The sequence below is a fragment of the Desertivirga xinjiangensis genome (genome assembly GCF_024436435.1).
GTDB classification, from domain to species: Bacteria; Bacteroidota; Bacteroidia; order Sphingobacteriales; family Sphingobacteriaceae; genus Desertivirga; species Desertivirga xinjiangensis.
This window is the reverse complement of record NZ_JAFMZP010000007.1, coordinates 48,363-68,133: the sequence shown is the minus strand read 5'-3', so window position 1 is coordinate 68,133 and position 19,771 is coordinate 48,363. Positions and strand designations below refer to the sequence as shown.

General features: G+C 41.7%; 18 protein-coding genes. 4 read left to right on the top strand and 14 right to left on the bottom strand.

Annotated elements, in window-relative coordinates; genetic code table 11:
• Positions 1-1,026: 1,026 nt before the first annotated feature.
• The 3 genes from J3P37_RS16815 to J3P37_RS16805 are packed head-to-tail and all read right to left on the bottom strand — an operon-like array spanning position 1,027 to position 2,584.
• Positions 1,027-1,362 carry a hypothetical protein gene (locus J3P37_RS16815; protein ID WP_256012517.1) on the bottom strand — a complete coding sequence of 112 codons (336 nt, stop codon included), beginning with the start codon at positions 1,360-1,362 and terminating at the stop codon, positions 1,027-1,029.
• An 8-nt stretch (positions 1,363-1,370) separates the two neighbouring features.
• Positions 1,371-1,814 carry a hypothetical protein gene (locus tag J3P37_RS16810; protein ID WP_256012516.1) on the bottom strand — a complete coding sequence of 148 codons (444 nt, stop codon included), beginning with the start codon at positions 1,812-1,814 and terminating at the stop codon, positions 1,371-1,373.
• Positions 1,815-1,819: 5 nt separating this feature from the next.
• A complete protein-coding gene (locus J3P37_RS16805; protein ID WP_256012515.1) occupies positions 1,820-2,584 on the bottom strand; it encodes an RHS repeat-associated core domain-containing protein in 765 nt (254 codons plus the stop codon).
• Positions 2,585-3,194: 610 nt separating this feature from the next.
• On the opposite strand from J3P37_RS16805, the gene J3P37_RS16800 reads away from it, so the two are divergent.
• The gene (locus tag J3P37_RS16800) at positions 3,195-4,157 is read left to right on the top strand and encodes a hypothetical protein (RefSeq protein WP_256012514.1); all 963 of its coding nucleotides are present in this window, start codon (positions 3,195-3,197) and stop codon (positions 4,155-4,157) included.
• Between the two features lie 54 nt (positions 4,158-4,211).
• Here the strand turns inward: J3P37_RS16800 and J3P37_RS16795 are convergent, their stop codons facing one another.
• Positions 4,212-4,601: a VOC family protein gene (locus tag J3P37_RS16795; protein WP_256012513.1), complete on the bottom strand. Its 390-nt coding sequence runs from the start codon at positions 4,599-4,601 to the stop codon at positions 4,212-4,214.
• A gap of 925 nt (positions 4,602-5,526) precedes the next feature.
• Between J3P37_RS16795 and J3P37_RS16790 the strand changes: the two genes are divergently transcribed.
• Positions 5,527-7,710 carry an FUSC family protein gene (locus tag J3P37_RS16790; RefSeq protein ID WP_256012512.1) on the top strand — a complete coding sequence of 728 codons (2,184 nt, stop codon included), beginning with the start codon at positions 5,527-5,529 and terminating at the stop codon, positions 7,708-7,710.
• A gap of 21 nt (positions 7,711-7,731) precedes the next feature.
• Here J3P37_RS16790 and J3P37_RS16785 read toward each other — a convergent pair whose 3' ends face one another.
• From J3P37_RS16785 to J3P37_RS16775, 3 genes are all read right to left on the bottom strand, one after another.
• Positions 7,732-8,379: a DsbA family protein gene (locus J3P37_RS16785; RefSeq protein WP_256012511.1), complete on the bottom strand. Its 648-nt coding sequence runs from the start codon at positions 8,377-8,379 to the stop codon at positions 7,732-7,734.
• Between the two features lie 107 nt (positions 8,380-8,486).
• Positions 8,487-9,803, bottom strand: coding sequence for a nicotinamide mononucleotide adenylyltransferase (locus J3P37_RS16780; RefSeq protein WP_256012510.1), 1,317 nt, complete (start codon positions 9,801-9,803; stop codon positions 8,487-8,489).
• A 98-nt stretch (positions 9,804-9,901) separates the two neighbouring features.
• Positions 9,902-10,342, bottom strand: coding sequence for an Hsp20/alpha crystallin family protein (locus tag J3P37_RS16775; RefSeq protein ID WP_256012509.1), 441 nt, complete (start codon positions 10,340-10,342; stop codon positions 9,902-9,904).
• A 149-nt stretch (positions 10,343-10,491) separates the two neighbouring features.
• Between J3P37_RS16775 and J3P37_RS16770 the strand changes: the two genes are divergently transcribed.
• Positions 10,492-10,920, top strand: coding sequence for an acyl-CoA thioesterase (locus tag J3P37_RS16770; protein ID WP_256012508.1), 429 nt, complete (start codon positions 10,492-10,494; stop codon positions 10,918-10,920).
• A gap of 233 nt (positions 10,921-11,153) precedes the next feature.
• Here the strand turns inward: J3P37_RS16770 and J3P37_RS16765 are convergent, their stop codons facing one another.
• The 6 genes from J3P37_RS16765 to J3P37_RS16740 all read right to left on the bottom strand — a co-directional run bounded on the left by J3P37_RS16765 (position 11,154) and on the right by J3P37_RS16740 (position 17,042).
• The gene (locus J3P37_RS16765) at positions 11,154-11,792 is read right to left on the bottom strand and encodes a hypothetical protein (protein ID WP_256012507.1); all 639 of its coding nucleotides are present in this window, start codon (positions 11,790-11,792) and stop codon (positions 11,154-11,156) included.
• A gap of 82 nt (positions 11,793-11,874) precedes the next feature.
• Positions 11,875-12,468, bottom strand: a complete 594-nt coding sequence (locus tag J3P37_RS16760) for a DUF4230 domain-containing protein (RefSeq protein WP_256012506.1) — start codon at positions 12,466-12,468, stop codon at positions 11,875-11,877.
• A gap of 143 nt (positions 12,469-12,611) precedes the next feature.
• Positions 12,612-12,731 carry a 30S ribosomal protein THX gene (locus tag J3P37_RS16755; protein ID WP_256012505.1) on the bottom strand — a complete coding sequence of 40 codons (120 nt, stop codon included), beginning with the start codon at positions 12,729-12,731 and terminating at the stop codon, positions 12,612-12,614.
• Between the two features lie 92 nt (positions 12,732-12,823).
• Positions 12,824-13,777, bottom strand: a complete 954-nt coding sequence (gene trxB / locus J3P37_RS16750) for a thioredoxin-disulfide reductase (protein ID WP_256012504.1) — start codon at positions 13,775-13,777, stop codon at positions 12,824-12,826.
• A gap of 123 nt (positions 13,778-13,900) precedes the next feature.
• Positions 13,901-14,692, bottom strand: a complete 792-nt coding sequence (locus tag J3P37_RS16745; protein ID WP_256012503.1) for a DUF4249 domain-containing protein — start codon at positions 14,690-14,692, stop codon at positions 13,901-13,903.
• 1 nt (position 14,693) lies between these two features.
• Positions 14,694-17,042 carry a TonB-dependent receptor gene (locus J3P37_RS16740; protein ID WP_256012502.1) on the bottom strand — a complete coding sequence of 783 codons (2,349 nt, stop codon included), beginning with the start codon at positions 17,040-17,042 and terminating at the stop codon, positions 14,694-14,696.
• Positions 17,043-17,161: 119 nt separating this feature from the next.
• Here J3P37_RS16740 and J3P37_RS16735 point away from each other — a divergent pair, with 119 nt between their 5' ends.
• Positions 17,162-17,692, top strand: a complete 531-nt coding sequence (locus J3P37_RS16735; RefSeq protein ID WP_256012501.1) for a pyridoxamine 5'-phosphate oxidase family protein — start codon at positions 17,162-17,164, stop codon at positions 17,690-17,692.
• Between the two features lie 378 nt (positions 17,693-18,070).
• On the opposite strand, the gene ade is transcribed toward J3P37_RS16735, so the two are convergent.
• Positions 18,071-19,714, bottom strand: a complete 1,644-nt coding sequence (gene ade / locus J3P37_RS16730; protein WP_256012500.1) for an adenine deaminase — start codon at positions 19,712-19,714, stop codon at positions 18,071-18,073.
• Positions 19,715-19,771 lie beyond the last annotated feature (57 nt).

Genomic DNA, 19,771 nt, shown 5'->3' with positions numbered 1-19,771 from the left:
TACAGGACCTTCAACGATTTACTGAGTGAAAGAGTTACCATCATAAAATCATCCGTAATTCTTAGTTGTAAACTTATAACCAATTCTGTTTCATTGTCAGTAACAATTCTTTGCTATGAGTGCAGCGGAACAGATTTAAGATCGTTACCATCACTTGCATCGAACGCTAACAGAATATCTTCAACAGGAAGATCCGAGGAAAAACCGCGACCAAAGCTGGTCCTAAATTTTTCGGCAACGGAGAAGTTTTTGTCTTTTTTGAAACCCTGTGTTGTTACCAACAGGTTATCGATCCCGTTTAACGGCTAATGACTTTGTAAAATCCATTCGGCTAAAGAAAGCCGCTGACTTACTTAAAGAAAAAGACACACGATTTCTGAAATATCCTAAATGGGGGCTATGAAAACAGGAAATATTTCGGCCGGGGAGTTTAGAAGAAAGTTCGGTAAAACACCTAGGACTACTCGCAGTTTGAGTCTATGAACTGATATACAAGTTAAAGTTGAGACCTTTTCATCCCAAATCTCGGGATCGGGCAAGAATTTCGGCAAAAAATTTCTGCTACTTACATACAAAAGTCTTCTCTTCTTCTATCGAAAACGCTGCCTCCTTATTATGAGGCAGCGTTCGAAAAACTATCTTTTAGGCGGTTTGGTAAATGATTTGTACTTTTGAGTTCTCTTGAAAAACTCCAGGTATTTTCAGTTTCATCATAATTCTCTGAATGAACAGTCCCTCCTCCATAATGTTGGTTGTAAGTCTTAATAACTAGCCTTCATTATCATAACAATTTACCTTATGCTAAAAAGGAATGCGGATATATTCATTGAAAAACTTTTGTTGATCATCTTTTTAAAAAACGACTCATTCAAACCCTTTCCAGGTAAAGAAACGCTTGGCTCAATAAGAGAACCAAGCGTTTTGATTTTTACAGAACGTGAGAAGTATTAATTTCAATGGTGACACAATTTTCCCAAACACTCCCATTTCTTAGGATTAAAGTTAAGTATTGTGCACTTTTTGCTGTTATTTCTCCCAGCACGAAACACAAAACACAATACCTAAGTCTCCTATCCCCTTAGTAATATGAGGAGCGAACTCCATATTACATTGTTGCTCGTACTCATACATGTACCAAAAACTTATCTCATCTACAGATACATTAATTTCTCTCAATTCAGCAAGATTCTTGGATATTAAACTAATAAAAGCATCAAGTGCATGTGGAAAATCGGGAGAGTCTTCCTCCACTATTAGGCTCCATCCTATATCTGGATCTCCATTTGATACTCCTAGCAATCGATCAATCATTTTCTTTCTTTGTTCGTCACATTCGATAAATAGTTTATAAAAACTGCTCATATTTTATCTTATTGAGTTAAATATTCCGAAGCTTTAAGTTCTGTTGGAAAAGTTTTTCCTTTAAAGGGACCAGTGCCTGTTAGATGAATATATGTCCCTACAACTTTCACGTCGGGATTCTTTCCTACTATACTTGAGAATGCTCCTGCGTCGTTTAATATCTTTGGCTTAATCTTTCGGTGAAAAACTTCTCTATCAACAGCAATTTTCCCAAAATACAAAAGTCTACTTTCTCCTTTCATTCCAGCCATTGCAACTCCAGCAACGGAAGACGTTTTTCCTCTTAATAATGCAAGAAAAGAAGTTGTCAACCGTACTTTATCCTCCAGAGAACCGCTTGAATAAATATCCGCCACACCACCTGGTGCATTTTTAATGCCCTCCCACCATTCACTCAGAGATTGTGGATCATTGTCATTTGCTGGTCTGATGGGTGTGAGCGCTTCCGCCAAATCTTTTAATCCAGAAACGAACCATCTACTATTTGCCCGCCGGTTGATTTTTTGTCAGTGTCGTTCTTTTTATTTTCCTTATTTTTTTCCTGTTCTTTTTCTTTAGCTCTTTTCGCCTCTTCCACGAAACGAGCTATTTCATCTCGATCCGTAATTTTTCTATCAAGAGACGATTGCACATACATCCCATTGGGATCAAGTTTATTGACCGGATCGTTTAATGCATAATTATAAGGAGAAAACTCCAAATATTTTTCCGCCATCGGATCAATAACACTCCACCTGCCTATCACCGGATCATAGAACCTTGCCCCGTAATCATATTGCCTTAACTCATTTTTTTGGATCTCCTTCCCATTATAAAGATACTTATTCGGAGTTGTTCCTAAATGTCTTGCTACCTGTAGTCCAAACGGATAGTAATCATCTTCCTGGAGCTTTCGAACAGATCCATCGTAAATATCGAAACTGAAGCGCACGTTTCCCAAATGATCCGTCAGGTTGTATTCATATTTGTAGCCGGTTGCATTAGGGACTGCCCTGCCAACTTCTGTCTGTATAAAGTCGAGAGTATTGCCAGTGTATTGAATTCCTCTAACATAGTCTGTTGTTACCGAACCCGCCACTTTCCTCAGTTTGGTCCCAGTCGCATCATAAATGTAATTCAACGTCGTTCCTCCGGCTTTCAGTGATCGAGGAAGATTAAGTATATTATACTGAATGTCAGTAAGATTATTTTCGGAGTGAACTAAGTTGATCCTGGAAGCCATATTATTTAACACACCAATTAAGTAAACTTAACTTAAAACGCAATATTTTCAATATTAACTTTTTATTTATTGCATTTCTCATCTATCCCGCTCGCTTTTTAACTCAACAAAATGGATTTTAAACTATAATTTAAAGCTGATTTTTTCAGTAGGAACAACTAGAGTATCTCTCACTGCTGATGTATTAGCTTGAAAGATTATCAACTGGCCGGTTATTTCGCTTGGGTTTCAGGAACAAACGGATGATCCAACCATTTCATTCAACCTCAACGAATGAATCGTCTTCCGACGAGTGCTCGTAAATTGCTGCCTGTAGTCTTCGTTAGTCCCGCAATTAGCCCGCCTTTTACCAAAAATACGCGGACTTTTTGAGCATTTTCGGATGGATTCATGCTGCCGTATTTCATCTTCAGTAATAATTCTTCCCAGGTCAAGGGCAAATTCTGTCAGCTATTTCCGAAAAGGGTCACATTTTACACCCCGGGAGGATTTGATTTTTGCATTTTAATTCACCTGAAAATCGGCTTAAGCCATTGACCATCAATGAAAGAACGTTTATTTTTACACTCAAATGTATAAAATATTTACACCAAAAAGGAGGAAATAAACAATGGCAATCATAGATAGAAATGGGATCCTTCACGGATCGATGGCAAATAACGTTTACAAAGGGTACCGTAATCGGCAAGTGATACAAGGTAAACCAAAAGAGTTTAAGCAAACTCTTGCCAGTAAGGCAAGCGGCCTTGAATTTGGCTTGTGCAGCACTACAGCCAAAGCCATCAGGCATGCTTTTATCCATACCTACAGCGGGTATGACGGGCAAATGATCAACCGCATGAATTCTGCGGTACGAAACGGCGTATCGGCCAGCCGGAAAGCCTGCGGCGAAAGAGATGTGCACGATGCTGATCTCAGCTTCCTGCAAGGCTTCCAGTTCAATAATAATTCACCGATGGATAAGGTGTTGCGCGCCAGGCCCCAGACTTACCTGGATGCGGAAAACAAGATCTGTATTAACCTTCCCCCCATCAGCATTTATGACATCAAAGGCCCGGGCGATAGTAATACCCAATATGCCCTTCGCTTTGTAGCAATTGCCTTCGACTTTAAAAAGGAAGTTTATTGCTATAACAGCGTGAAGGAAATAAAAATAGCTTACATGCAGGATTTTGAGGGCGGAGTGATCCGGCTGGAAGATGCAGCGATTAAAGGCAGGCTAGTGATGTTGAGCATGTCCATCCATGGCTATAAAGATGATGGCTTCGGAGGTTTAGAAACGATCAATTCTAAGGCCTGGAGTCCTTCGGAACTGATAGGAGCCTGGCAGATAGCGGGTGAAAGCGAAGTAGCGGAAACCAATGATGAGGAAGCTCCGGCCTACAGGGTAATTGAACTCGTTTATTGGGGCAATAGGATACTGGATGAGATTAAGAGGCTTCGTCAAAAAGCCGGTGCACCCAAGAAAGTGCCGCAAAAGGCAAGAGCGGAAAACCCGAAACCTAGATCAGAGCCCTGGCCGGTTTCAATATTTGAGCTGCCTAAAGGAGATATCGGGTTTCCTAAGGATTGACAGGATACTAAAATTTCCTGGATGTTTTACTTGTGTTTACTGGCGGTATTGCCGCTATTGCGTTAGCTGTGTGCTTACAGACCAATAGTTTCCGGCGAAATCGTAGAAGGAGCCTCTCGTGTCCGGATCGCCCCCTTTATTGACAGGTTCTTCGATGATCTCGCAACCGTTTTCTATCGCTTTGCCGAAGGTCGTGAAAACATCCGGAACGTAGAGGTGCAGCATTGTTTTGTTGGCCGGATACTGATCGGTACTGTTGCTGATCATAATCACGCTGTCATCGATCTGCAGTTCGCAATGGAGGATCTTCCCGTTATCATGGTCATATCGTCTCAATTCTTTTGCCTGGAAAATTGCTTTCATTAGGTCTACAAACTTTTGTGCATCATCAATAATGAGATAAGGAGAGAGTGAATTATAGCCTAAGGGTTTATACGTATTCATTTTGATAGTCTTTAAGTTTTATTGCCAGACTGTTACCTTTCAGCGGCAAGGCATCGATGATATCTTCAGACTGTTTAGATAAAAACACTGTCCATTGGGCAAATGTTCTAATTTGGATCTCAAAGTTATGCAAAGTTTGTGTTGGAGGACTTTTCCTATGGCAAGAAAAATAGATAGAGCAGAGATTTGTTAGAAGTTAAAAATATCGACTTAGCGAGTCGGTGACTCTTTTTCATTTCTGAATCCGTAGAGCCGCTGACGCGAACTCTAGCGAACAGAGAGTGCGAGCATATGGCATGCGAGCGCCAGTATAGGATCCGCGAGCGTCAGGAATTATTGAACATAAAAAAACGGGAGTCGATCCTTTCAAATCAAAACTCCCGTTTTAAACTTTAACAGCCTTAACTATTAAAGTCCTTCAAACCCGTTACTAAATTGACGTTTTTGGTTTTCCTTTAAGAAGGATCCCAATCTTGATTAGCATTATTAATTCCGTAGAATATAATCACTTCTACAAATTTCACCTGCGGACAGCTTTATGGACATATCCAATTTATCTGCACCATTTATGAACGTAATAAACATCCTTCTGAGCATTTAACTCGAACATCTATCAGAGGTTAATCCAGGCTGTCAATGAACGTTGTTTGATAGTATCTAATTTACAAACTAAAATAATACGAACCAAGAAAAATCGTATTTTTTTCTTGTTAAAAAAGTGGCTTATTCGTTTAGAAATGAGGTTTTTAAATCTCAAGCGATCTGAGAGGGATCTTTGAGGTTCAAAACCTGCCTGAAAACACCTTGATGAGCTTCCTTTTTTCCAGCGCTCTGCCGTCACGAACTTTTCATACCAGTATTTGTTTCCTTAAAAAGGGGGAATTGATGCATATTTCATAAATTGGCCTGTAGTTAAGGCAACAGCATGAAGCAAACAAAAGAGATTAAGAACTTCATTTTCAGCCAGTATTTTACTGATGGACTCCGGATCACCTTTGGTGTACTACTGCCTCCGTTGCTCTTTGCTCAGGCCGGACACCTGGAAACGGGGATCGTTGTTTCTTTGGGTGCCATCACTACCAGTATCCCGGATAATCCCGGGCCGGTGTCGCATAAGCGGAATGGCATGCTTGCCAGCATTGCTTTCATGATCTTCACGGCGTTGCTGACCGGTTTGATCAACCAGCACCCAACCTTGCTGGTACTTGAAATATTTCTTCTTTGTTTCTTTTTCTCGATGTTCAGCATCTATGGGAACAGGGCTTCATCCATCGGAACGGGCGTGCTCATCATCATGGTCCTGACCATTGACCGCCACTTCAGCATCCTGGAGCTGCTGCAATATGCCGGCCTCTTGCTTATAGGCGGAGTATGGTATGTAGGGCTCAGTGTGGCTATTTCTCAGTTTCAACCCTATCGCATGGCACAGCAGTCGCTAGGTGAATGTATAGGGAAAGTGTCTTCTTATCTTAAACTCAAGGCGAACTTTTATGATCCCCAGGTGAACATTGATTCCAACTATAAAAAGTTGATCGACCAGCAGATCATTGTGCATCAGCAACAGGATGTGGTTAGGGAAATTTTGTTTAAAACCCGCATGATCACTAAGGAGCCTACAAATACTGCCCGCCTGCTAATTCTCCTGTTTTCAGATATTGTTGATCTGTTCGAGCAGAGTATGGCCACCCATTACGATTACAAAGAGATACATAGCTCATTTAAAGGCCTGTCTGTTTTACGGGAATTTCAGGTCATTATTCAGAACATTGCCGACGAACTTGAAAATATCGGGCAGGATGTGACTGCTAATGAGCGCCCCAGGCCCTTGCATAACTTTCAGCCGCAGCTTGAACAGTTAAAATACCATATAGACATGGTAGATAATAACCTGGTGCTGAAAAAGATCCTGATAAACGTCAGGAATATTATTAATCGTATTCATAATATTTACAGCTATTTTAACCAGACGAAGCTTGAACCCCGCACTATAGGTACAGAAAAAGATCTCGGCAGGTTCGTTTCTCATCAAACCATAGACCTTAAGCTGTTTCGTGATAACTTAGGTTTCGACTCTTCGGTCTTCCGGCATTCGGTTAGGGTGGCTATTGTTTGTGTAATAGGATATCTCGTAGGTCAATTTACCACGGGCAGTCACAGTTACTGGATCCTACTAACCATCCTTGTGATTCTAAAGCCCGCTTTTAGCCTCACGAAAGAGCGAAATTACCAGCGTTTGATCGGCACATTTATTGGCGGGCTTGCAGGCGCGCTCATCATACATTTTGTGGATGATCATAACCTGCGGTTCGCATTTCTTCTTGTCTTCATGATCCTGGCTTATAGCTTTCAGCGTTTAAACTACGTGGTAAGTGTTCTTTTCCTGACCCCTTTCATCTTAATTATGCTGAGTTTTATTGGTTTTGGCAGTTTGAGTATCGTCCGTGAAAGAATAATAGACACCTTCATCGGTTCCTTTATCGCCCTCTTAGCCAGTAATTTTATTTTTCCTGCCTGGGAATACAGGAATCTTAAAAGTCATATGAAAAAATTGCTCATAGCTAATTATAATTACCTGGCGGAAGCGGCGAAAATGCTGGCCGGGAAAGGCCCTGATCTTACTGAGTACAAACTGGCCCGGAAGGAGGTTTATGTACATTCAGCGAACATGGCCTCTGCCCTTCAAAGGATGCTTTCTGAACCAAAAAGCAAACAAAAAGATGTTAAAGAGGTGAATAAATTTATTGTATTAAATCACACGCTTTCTTCTTATATAGCAACCCTGATCTCTTCTGTTAAACATGGGGAAACGAACCAGGAAACCTTGATCACCCTGCAGCATATTAAGAACCTGCGAAAATCTCTCTACCTGCTTTGTGAAGGTATATCTGGACTGTCAGCCGATGAAGCTGAAAAGTTTAAGGAAGCTGATTTGCGCTTTCTTGAATTGACTGTGAGCAATGAAGAATCTGTTGATACGAAGCTCATTTCTGAGCAACTGGAATTCATTCATACCGTTTCCGGGGATCTCCTGAAAATTGTGCAGAAAATGAAGAATGAGGAGAAAGCACAGGTTCCTTCCGGCCCGGCTCCGGTCATAGAAAACGTTTAATGTTGCTGATTACTTCATTGATCAACCACTTTTGCTCATATCTTTTAAAACATTTTCTATGCGCAGCTCCATGGTCTCCTGGCTGGCATATCCCCTGGCGATAAGGAAAAAATAGTTGTCGGCCGACTGGATCAAAACTGCAGGAAATGAGTCTATCCGAAGTTGCTTGGTCAATGCGAAATCGTAATAAGCAGCCTGTTTGAATTCTTCTTCACGCATCTTATGTACAAACTCATCAGGATCGATACCAAAATTGACTGCCAGATACCTGTACATATCATCGTCATTTGGCTCTTTCCCATCGAAATTAATGCATTGCTGTATGTCGTATGCGAATTGCAGGGTATTTTCGGGATGGTAAGATTTATATACGGAAAGAGCGATAGCGGGTTTCTCAGAGTCGAGGATCATGCTGCCCTTTTCCACTTGTTTCAAAAAACCTTCTCCAAAGTTGATACCTGTAGTTTCCTCTACAGTTTTGTAAGCAGTCTGGATATAGGGTGCCACCACCGAAACCGGACCTGTTTGCAGCCCTGTCATCATTCCCCCGCTGATCACTTCGAAATCGAACTGATCGCAATAAAGGTCCTTTAAAGCCAGCATCGCGGGACTAAAGCCATAACACCAGCCACAAAGTGCATCGTAAACGTAAATTATTTTTGGCCGCATAGCTTGATCTATTCAGAGTTTGTTCAAGAAATGATCGATCATCCTCTTAAGCGATGATTCATTAATAAATTAATTCAGTTAATCAATACTAGCTAACCCTGAACATGCTAAACTGTTTTTACATCTTTCTCGTCGTAGCTCTCAATATTGCTGATGTATTTATTCTGAACAAGGAATTCAAATAAAGGCCTGGCTTCTGCGGATACCGGCATATTGTGAGTAGTGATGATTTCGTTGTTTTTCTTGTCGAGATAAGGATAGGCATAAAGCTTTACATTCCGGCTGAACAGGTCGCTTACATATGCAAGAAGCTCATCGGTATAGTTCTCACCAAAACCAGAGGAGTCAAAGATCCGCTTAAGGTTGGCAATATTGGTGGATATTCCAACACTGTGGGGGTTAACCCTGGAAAGATATTGAGCTACTTTATGATTACGTGTAAAATTGGATACAATGACGTTGTTCCCGGTAGCACAGAGCTCTTCTGCTCTCTTGGCAAAGTCTTCCAGTTCATTTACCCCTAGCTCCTGATCTTTTTCCAACCCGATATCATTCGACATCAGCACCTCTATCATTACTATGAGATTATCGTCATTGATCGATTGCGATCGCTTGAACTGCTCTACAGCCCGGTTAAATAGGTCAAAATTCGGGGTCGACTTTTGTTTGAACTTGGTACGAAGGATCATGATATCTTTTTTGTACAACAAGTCTTTGGACTGGCAGGCATTGGCATTTTTATCGAAGATAGCCGCGCCTGAAAAGCCTTTTGCAATCAGATAGAGGTTCACCAGACGATCGTTCGCACCTTTGAAAACTGGTCCACGAAGGTTGATCAGGTCTATCTCAACAGAACCTACTGATAAGTTGTCAACCAGGGACTCTATCATTACCTGTATGTCGTCACTATGATAATAGGCGGCATAAACCAGGTTAACACCAATAACTCCTAATACATTTTGCTGCAGACTACTATCGCTATCGAGCAGGCGAACATGCAAAATGATCTCACTGGCTTCGCCGCCCGGGGTTGACTGGAACCGTATACCCAGCCAGCCATGAGGATCGTTGGTTTTACTGAAATTGAGCATACTCACTGTATCGGCAAATGCAAAAAATTTATGCCCTGCATATTTTTCGCCGATAAGCCGCTCTGAAAGAAGACCGAACTCATGTTCAAGCATTTTTTGCAGCCTGGATTTGCTGACATATCTTCCCGACTTCTCAACGCCATAAATTGAATTACTGAAAACCATATCATAGGCCGACATCGTTTTTGCAATGGTACCAGAAGCTGCCCCTGCAGTGAAGAAGTTCCGGGCCACCTCCTGCCCTGCACCTATTTCGGCGAAAGTGCCATAAATTGCAGGATCAAGGTTAATTCTTAATGCTTTTCGTTTGGTTTCAGGTATCTCTCTGTGCATACTGCCAAATTTAGATTTTTTTTTAAAGTGGATAGTTCAAATGCACAAAAAAAGCGCTGCTTTTTAAGCAGCGCTTTTATCCTGAAAGGTCAGCAGGATTATTTTATAGCTATTTCTCTGGTTAAAAGTTTCGCTTCTTCTTTCTTAGCAACATTAATCTTTAATATACCGTCAATGTATTCAGCTTCGATATTTGCCTGGTCGGCAGTATCTGGAAGAGTGAAGGTGCGAACGAATGAAGAATAGCTGTACTCCTTACGGCTAAAGCGCTTATTCTCATCTGATGTTTCTTGTTTCTTCTCTACCGAAATGCTTAACGCATTTTTCTCCAGGTTAATCTTAAAATCTTCTTTATTCAGCCCTGGAGCAGCAAGTTCAATGTGGTAAGCATTTTCAGTTTCAGCGATGTTAACCGCAGGTACGCGGGTAGTCATCCGGTCAGAAACAAAAGAATCATTGATAAAAGAATCAAAAACATCAGTTAACCAAGGGTTTAGTGTTTTTGCGCTGTTTCCATTTCCAAATTTTACAAGTGTCATTTTGATTTCCTCCTATAATTTAATTTTTATTTATCTTTTTGATCATACATTTTCAACTGTTGTACCAAACATTACCCATGGCTTAAACGTTACAAATAACAGCCACTTTGACATTATAAACCCAACACAACACGACAAATTGTCCTAAAATGAATTTATCAGCTTATAACTACAAGACATATATTACAGTTAGATTCGCCGACCTGAATGCTTTCGGAATAGTGAACAACAATGTTTACCTCACCTATTTTGAGATTGCACATACAGGGTATTGGAAACAGTTAACAAGCTGGAGCAGTAAGACTAAAGGAATTATGATTGGGAAGGCTGAGATAAAATATGTGAAGCCTATTTATCTGAATGACGAAGTATATGCTTATGTACGGACAGCCAGGGTTGGAAATTGCAGTTTCGACGTAGAATATATTTTAACGCTGAAGAAGCCGGAAGGCGAAATTATTTGCACCACCGGAAAAACCACCTGTGTATTTTTTGATTATGAGGAAAACAGGCCTGCGATGATCCCTGAAGCTCACCGGGAAAGAATGATTGCTTTTGAAGCACTGGAAGTTGAGTGAGACGTCTTTAATTTCCTGTACTGGCGTCTGTCTGTAGTCTGTAGCAGGGGCCGGTGATGGGGGGACTACAGATTATCCAATGAATGGGGAGTCTCTGACTTCTTAGGCGCCTAAACCGGACGCTTAGCGAGTCGGAGACTCTTTTTTATTGATGAATCCGGAGAGCCCTTCGGAACTCTCCGGACAGGATGAGTTTATTTTAGCAAACGCGTGCCGCGTGTGCCTTACAACTACTATCTATTATCTTTCTTACCCGAATCTTCTTCCTTTATCTCTTGTACTGAAAAGCTGTTTCCTCTTAATAAATACTTCAGCGTCTTTTTACCAGTAGGTTTTACGGCGGCGGTATCAGCTGAATCATATGTTGGAAACTCCCGGTATAAATCGCCTTCTTTTATAAAAACAGAATCCTTTCCCCTATATGTTTTTTTTGTGGAGCTTGTAAGATCCGGGAAGCGAATTTGCTGGGAGGATCCGTTCTCCCTGAATTCATAGATGTACATGTTAAGATAAGTGTCTTCATCCTGCCCTTTGGCCTGAATAAAGATTTCAGGATTTCCATCGGCGTCCATATCCATATTCCAGACATCAGTGATCTCCCCTTCGAGCTCACCGGTGGTTGAACGATATTCCGCAGCGGTTGAATCGGAACGGAGAATTATATATGCGCCAATATGTTCAGAACCGCGCCCCCAACTCAAAATATCAAATGTAAGGCCTGGCGTAACCTCGACTGCTTTGTGGAATCTAAATGGCTGTGGCAAGCCTGGTTTAACAGCAGGTGTATTTGCCTGCTTTGGAAGTTCCTCTGAAACACAGGATACCATAAATGCACATAAACTTAGTGCCAGGGGACGAAGAAATATTCTCATAATGAACACGCTGAACTATTCAGCCTTGCAAAATATTAATAAATCTTCCGAAAAGCAAACCAGTGCACAAAGCAGAGCAAGCTTATTTAAACCGGATCCCGACCTTCTTGCCTGCAATATTTTCCATGAGAGGCTTAAAAATCAGCAAAGCGTTTTCTTCCGTTTTTTGAAGAATGTTGAGTTCACGGGCATTTTGAAGAATCCTCTGTTCGGCCAGTTTATAGATTTCCTCAATCATTTCCTGCCGGTCCGCGGGGAGGAATACCCCGGTAAGATCATACACTTTAGATTTCTGATGATCCAGTTTTGAGTAACAGATTTCTGGTTTAGGAAGAAAAACAGTAACGGAATCGACCCCTGATTTTATATCTTCTTTTTTCACTTTGGTGAGATCAATACATCCTGTTACTTCTCCGGACGCTACGAAAAGAATGCGTTTATCAGGCAATATTGGTCTGCTTACCTTTTTCTCGATAACATCCTTCATAGAGTATTTTACCAGCTCGAGCTTGCCGATATTTGTGATCTTTTCGATCATAACATCCTCGGTTATCTCTGTCCTGGTCACAAAGAATTGCCTCTTGATGTAAAAAAACATAAATACCAGGAACAGTATGGTAATGATTGAAATAGCAAGCAGAATTGCCGTACGGATCCTAAGTGAAGATTTTACCATTGAGCAAAATAAAAAACGTATCCAAAAAGGCTCCCATGTCATGCCAATTTATTTCGGCAACTCCTGAACTTGTTTAGACCGCTTAGACAAGAGATCCTGAAACAAGTTCAGGATGACGAAGAAAGTACTTTCTGGACACCTTCTCAATCTTTAGATTCTTCTTTTGGGGCTGGTGTTACCTTTTTTACCTTGTGTTTTCTTTTCTTTCCGAACGAACCCATAAAGATCTTTCCGCGTTTTGATTTTGGATCTCCTTTTCCCATAATAGACATTTAGTTTTTTATCAAAAAGAATACAAGTATCTACGGATTATGTTTGCAAAAAAAGGTTTGCGAAACAAACACACAAAAAAGATCTAGGCTTCTACCGGTTCGCGCGCAGCAAGATAACGTTCCGCTTCTAAGGCTGCCATACAACCGCTGCCTGCGGCTGTAACCGCTTGCCGGTAATGTTTATCCTGAACATCACCACATGCAAACACCCCTTCGATATTCGTTAGTGGAGTGCCTGGTTTGGTGATCAGGTAACCCGTTTCATCCATATCTAACCAACCTTTAAAGATATCAGTATTGGGTTTATGCCCTATGGCAACGAAGAAACCGGTAACATCAAGGGTCTTCTCTTCGTGGGTTTGTTTATTGATGATCTTAACACCAGTCACATTCTGACCGTTTCCAACAATCTCCTGGGTTTCAGAATTATAATGAACCTCAATGTTTTTGGTATTTAACACGCGGTTCACCATCGCTTTGGAAGCCCGGAACTCGTCGCGTCTAACTATCATATGCACCTTGTTACATAATTTTGCCAGGTAGGTTGCCTCTTCTGCTGCCGTGTCTCCTGCACCAACTATGGCCACATCCTGATTTTTGAAGAAGAAGCCATCGCAAACGGCACAGGCCGATACGCCGAAACCATTATATTTTTGCTCACTTTCAAGGCCCAGCCATTTTGCCGTAGCTCCTGTAGCAATGATCACCGTGTCGGCCGTAATTGTCTTATGTTCATCTATTACCACTTTATGTGGCCTGTCTGAAAAATCTACTGATGTTACATATCCGAACCGGATCTCGGTGTCAAAACGCTCCGCCTGTTTACGGAAGTCCTCCATCATTTCCGGGCCCATAATGCCATTGGCATATCCAGGAAAGTTCTCTACATCAGTTGTTTGGGTAAGCTGGCCGCCTGGGACGATCCCTGTATATAAAACGGGTTTAAGATCAGCTCTTGCTGCATATATCGCTGCAGTATATCCTGCTGGTCCTGAACCTATTATTAAGCATTGTACATGTTCTGTTTCCTGAGACATAAAATTTATTTGGGTCTGCTAATTTACAAGTTTATTAAAGCGCTGACAATATGCCAATGTCAGGAACTTGTTTATTTATTAAGAAGATCGATCAAAGCTCTAAAATTGCGAGTGGATTAACCCTCAGGGGATTGTTACTGACTCCATTTGCTGCGTATGTGCGCTGAAATAGCCCAATGCACCGTTAGTGATATTCGAAACCGGGTTTGCAGGAGTTGTAGAAGCGCCTCCCCTGTTCCTGTTTTGATCCAGCCCCTGCCAGTAACGGTAAAGAACAGGATCTATACACTGTATTTCGAGTCCGGCATTGTCTCCGCTCTCCATATCAATATCGGTATCAAAAAGTTCCCTATTTACCGTGTTTCCATCATTAAAATCGTCATTATATATAAAGATGGTCTTAGACTTAACGCCGTTCACCGTCAGGATGAAGCGGTAACAGTTTTTTACTCCGGCAGGATCCTGGTATTGCAGTTGCAAAGATTTACGTTCGTCACTAAAGATGGTGGTGCTTGTTATACCAAGTGAATCGATGTGTACCGGGAAGGGCATTGCTGAACTTGCCCTGTATTCTTTTCCTTCGAAAGTAACTTTTAAAAAGTAGGTTCGTCCCGGCGTACCGAGCAGCCTTCTTGTAATGTACACTCCAGGCGATTGTTCAGTATAGTTATAAATTCTTCCCTGGTCGTCACTCACTGTCACTGTAGCGCCAGATACACCGGGGAATTCATTTTTTCCACCTATGGAAACCGACCTTGAAATTTTTACAATTTGGTCTGACGTTAAATTTCCTACAGTACCCTCAATCACCAAAGCCGGATCCTGAGAGTCCAGATTAAGGTCTATTACTTTTTCGCAGGAGGAAAAAGCAATAAGCCCTATACTTAAAAAAAGATATTTGAAGTAGTGTATCATGTTAAAGTTTAAAGTTCCATGTTACCGATGGAATAATTCCAAAAAGAGCCGTTTGTACTGCCTGGGTCCGCGTGGCGTCGCCTGGCACATCCTCAAACTCTATAGTGTAAGCATTATGCCTGTTATAAGCATTATATAAACCAAATGTCCAGCTGGATGTGAATCTCTTTCCTGGTTTTCCCTCCAAAGTAGCGCCCAGATCCAGCCTGTGATAGTCGGGCATTCTGTCCCTGTTCCTCTCGCCATAATAATATTCGGTGCGGTCTTCCAGCTGGTATTTACCATGAGGGAATGAAACTGCATTCCCAGTGTTATACACAAAAGTTCCCGACAGGGTCCAACGTTTCCCTGCTTTATAAATTGCTACTAATGAAAGGTCGTGAGTGCGGTCTTGCTTTGCTGGAAAGTAAGTTCCGTTATCTATTCCATCAAATGACCTTTCTGTACGTGATAAGGTGTATCCAATCCACCCGTTAAAGTCTCCGTATTTCTTTTTCAGGAAAAGTTCAATGCCATATGCTCTGCCTTTCCCGAATAGCAATTCTGCTTCAACATTTTCATTAGCCCTTAAATTAGCTGCATTTTTATAGTCGATCTGGTTCCGCATATTCTTGTAATATACTTCGGCAGAGAACTCAAATTTATCTTTATTAAAATTAAGATAATAGCCCAGGGCAGCCTGGTCAGCAACCTGTGGCTTCACATTATTGCTGCTCATGATCCATAGATCCGTAGGTAAACTTGCTGATGAGTTAGACAACAAATGCAAATTCTGAGTATTGCGGGTAACTGAGGCCTTTAAGGCGCTTTGTTCTGCCAGCCTGTAATTGATGGCGAACCTTGGCTCGGGATAGAAATAATGTTTAATGATCTGAGACTTGTCATAAGACCGGCTTGCAATTGTATTCCCATCCTGATCATAGGATTTAATTGTGCCCGGACCCAGTAAGGCAAATGAACTAAGCCGAAGTCCGTAGTTCAGGCTGACCACGTCTGACACGCGCCACTCGTCCGAAATATAAGCTGCCAGTTCCAGTCCGTTCCTCGTACTTATTGTTCGCTCATTAACTTCGGATGTCTGAGAAGAGCTTATTTTTCCCGGTTCAATCCTATGATGATTTGCATTGAGTCCGAACCGCAAAGTATGCCCGGTGGTAAAGTACTGAAAATCCTGTTTTAAATTCCAGTCCCGAATAATAGAGGTGACCCGAAAATCATTCCCACTTTGCAAATTTTCAATAGCATAATTGTAGTCGCTATATATAAGGCTGGTATTTGAGAAGATCTTACTATTGAATATATGGTTCCAGCGCAGCGTAGCGGTAGTGTTGCCCCAGTTGAAATAAAAGGTCTTGTTTAAGCCCAGTTTGTCCTGGCCGAAATAGCCAGACAGGTACATCGTATTTCTATCGTTTATCTCATAGTTTGCCTTGGCATTGACATCATAAAAATACAAGGCGCTTCCGTTAAGAACGGTATCAGAAGACAATTTTAAGAACATGTCTGCATAAGTTCTCCGTCCGCTGAGCATAAAAGAACCTTTATCTTTTATCAGCGGTCCTTCGACCTTCAGTCTTGAGGAAATCAAACCAATACCACCTTCTGCTGTATATTCTTTGCTATTTCCATCATTCATTTTAATATCAAGCACCGATGCCAGCCGTCCACCATATTGAGCAGGCATACCGCCTTTATAAACCGCTACATCTTTAATGGCATCCGAATTAAATGTCGAAAAAAAGCCCAGGAGGTGTGAGGCGTTATATACATTTGCCTCGTCGAGCAAGATGAGGTTATGGTCTGAAGATCCGCCTCGTACATAAAAACCACTGTTACCCTCTCCTGCCGACTTTATGCCCGGTAAGAGCTGAATGGTCTTTAATACGTCCCTCTCGCCCAGCAGCACCGGGATATTTTTAACACCCTCCATGTTCAACTTTTCAAGGCCCATTTGGGGACTATTCATAAGCTCATTGGAACTCTTACTACTAATAACTACTTCCTGCAACTGGTTGCTGGAAGCAAGTTCCAGATTTAAAGTTAGTTTACCTGCGAGGCTTATCTTTTTCGTAAGTGTCTGGTAACCGATATATGAGATCTGCAGACTGTATTCTCCATTCGGTGCACTGAGGGAATAGAAACCGTAGGAATTACTTGAGGCGGCTTTGTCGATCTCAATTAAGCGGACCGATGCGCCGATAAGAGTTTCGCCGGTACTCGCATCCTTTATTATTCCGCTTACCGTGGACCGCTGCTGTTGCGCTTTAGCTGTCTGGCTTACCAAAAAACAAAAGCAGAACAACCATATAGGCGAGCGTTTAAAAAAAGTAAATTTTACTTTTCTATTCATTAGCTTCTAAGATTTATGCGAAGGTAACAATATTGATAATTGATGCTGTTGGAATTTCCGTAAACAAAAAAAGACTTTTTTCTTTTTTAAGATATAACCTACTAAGATATCTACTCAATATGGAACCATTACACGGCACATTACAGGAACAAGCTCAGGAAATTGAACACATCAAAAAAGTAAGGGAGCTGGCAGGAAAATTAAAGGACATCAAGATCGCCATGCTAACTACCATTACTGCAGACAACCGGCAACATAGTCGCCCGATGTATACCTTTGAGATGAAGGACGACGGCATTATATGGATGTTTATTGCAAAAGACTCCCGGAAAGTAGCAGAAATAGTTGCTAATCCATATGTGGTTTTAAATTATAGCAATCCGCAACACGACTTGTATGTTACGATCAATGGAAAAGCCGAATTAAGCCAGGATATGGCTAAGATCAACGAGCTGTGGAGCGACAGGTTCAAGGCCTGGTTCCCCGAAGGAAAAGAAGATCCAAACATCAGCCTTCTGAAGATCACTCCGGAAGAGGCAGAATATTGGGATACGCCCGATCTGCTGCTTACCCAGATCATTTCATTAGTTAAAAACACGTTGACCGGAAACGCTTATATGGAAGGGGAAAATAAAAAATTTAACTTTTAGAAGTTTGCAGATTAGACTTTATACTTTCTACTTTATACTGTCTTTTGACTGTCCATAGACTTCCGAAGGGTGTCTATGGATTCAGCTATAGATAAGAGTCTCCACTGCACAATTCTCCCCCATTAAACTACAGAAAAGAAGTTATAATCAGAGAGCATTAAAAAAATGCTTTTTTCTTGTAACTATTGGAAGGGAACTAAGGTATAAGTACATGTCCTTCCCAAAAGGACGTTTTCATAGGTAGATGTAGGGTTGAACTTTTGTTCAACCCTTTTTTGTATCGTTTTAAAAATGTTTATGAGGCCTTTCCAGGCAAGAGGTCCTGAAACAAGTTCAGGATGACAAGAAAAGGATCTCCCCAATTACGCTTAATCTCGTTTAATTCAGTAACCTGAACTCTTTACCGTCGAAGAGGCCTTTATCACTTAACTTCAATTCAGGGATTACCAGCAAAGCCATAAATGACAGGGTCATGTAGGGCGAACTGAGCTTACTTCCCAGGCTTTTCGCCGCCTTATCGATGTCCTGATACATCTCAGCTACTTTATAACCATCTTCTACAGACATGAGTCCGGCAACCGGCAAAGGAAGTACTTGCTCTGAATCGCCATCAATACAGGAAACGCCACCCTTCGTTTTGATCAGGCTGTTTACAGCGCGACAAATGCTCTCGTCATCAACCCCCACCGCAACGATGTTATGACTGTCGTGCGCAACAGAAGAGGCTATCGCGCCGCGCCTGATACCAAAATTCTTAATAAATGCTTTTGCAACGGGCGCATCCTGATAGCGATTCACTACGACTATTTTTAATACATCATTTTCGACATCAGAGACTATTAAATCATCGACAAACAAAGGACTTATCCATAATTTATTAGTTATCAGCTGCCCGTCCAGAGCTTCGATCACCGGCATCAAATTATTTTGCCGGGGATATTCAGCGGAACGAATGCTGAAGTCAGCAGCTTCTTTAAAAGAGCAGTCAAACTGATTAACAAACGATTCTGCCTGATCAGAGAACTGCAGGTTGGTTTTCGACTCGCCATTTTCAGCTACTAAAGTTCCGTTGATGTAGGTTTTTAACACCGTAAAATCCTGTAAATTCTCCACAATGATAAAATCTGCAGGGTCGCCAGAATTTAGCAAGCCAACTTTTAATTTATAATGCTTTACGGGATTTACGCATGCCGCTTTCAAAACTTTGAACAGGTCAATGCCTTTTGCTACCGCCCGGGCACAAAGCTGGTTGATGTGCCCTTCGGCCAGGCTGTCGGGATGCTTGTCATCGCTACAGAACATCATAGCATCGGGATAGTGATTTAATAGTGCTACGAGGGCCTCAAAATTTTTGGCAGCGCTTCCTTCCCTGATCAGTATTTTCATCCCCAGCTGAAGTTTTTCCGAAGCTTCTTCTTCGGTAAAACATTCGTGATCTGTGCTTATACCCGCGGCAACATACTTCTTCAGGGCTTCCCCTCTCAGACCCGGCGCATGACCGTCAACCGGCTTTCCGTATTTTTGAGCCAGCTCTATTTTTTTCATTACTTCCGGGTCTCCGTGCAATACACCAGGAAAGTTCATCATTTCGCTTAAATACAGGATGTCATCCCGCTGCAAAAGGCTGTCAACATCGTTTACGTTAATGGTTGCTCCGGCTGTTTCAAAACTCGTGGCAGGAACGCAGCTGGGTACCCCAAAATGAAATTTAAAAGGAACAGTCAGCCCATTCTCAATCATATACGTCACGCCTTCCATACCGCATACATTGGCAATCTCATGGGGATCACTAATGGTGGCCACAGTTCCCTGAACAACGGCTAAGCGGGCAAACTGTGCAGGTACAAGCATGGAACTCTCAATATGAACATGAGCGTCTATAAATCCGGGCATAATGTATGGCGCGGCCGCGGCCGCGCCCCTTTCTTCCACAGACAGGATCTTTCCGTCCTGAACTTTCAGCTCCGCAGCATAAATTCTTTGTGAATGGATGTCTACAATATTTCCTTCGATCGTAATCATTTCTAAAAATAGAAAAAGCTTGTGACCGTTAAACAAAAAAACCCCGCTTTTGCGAGG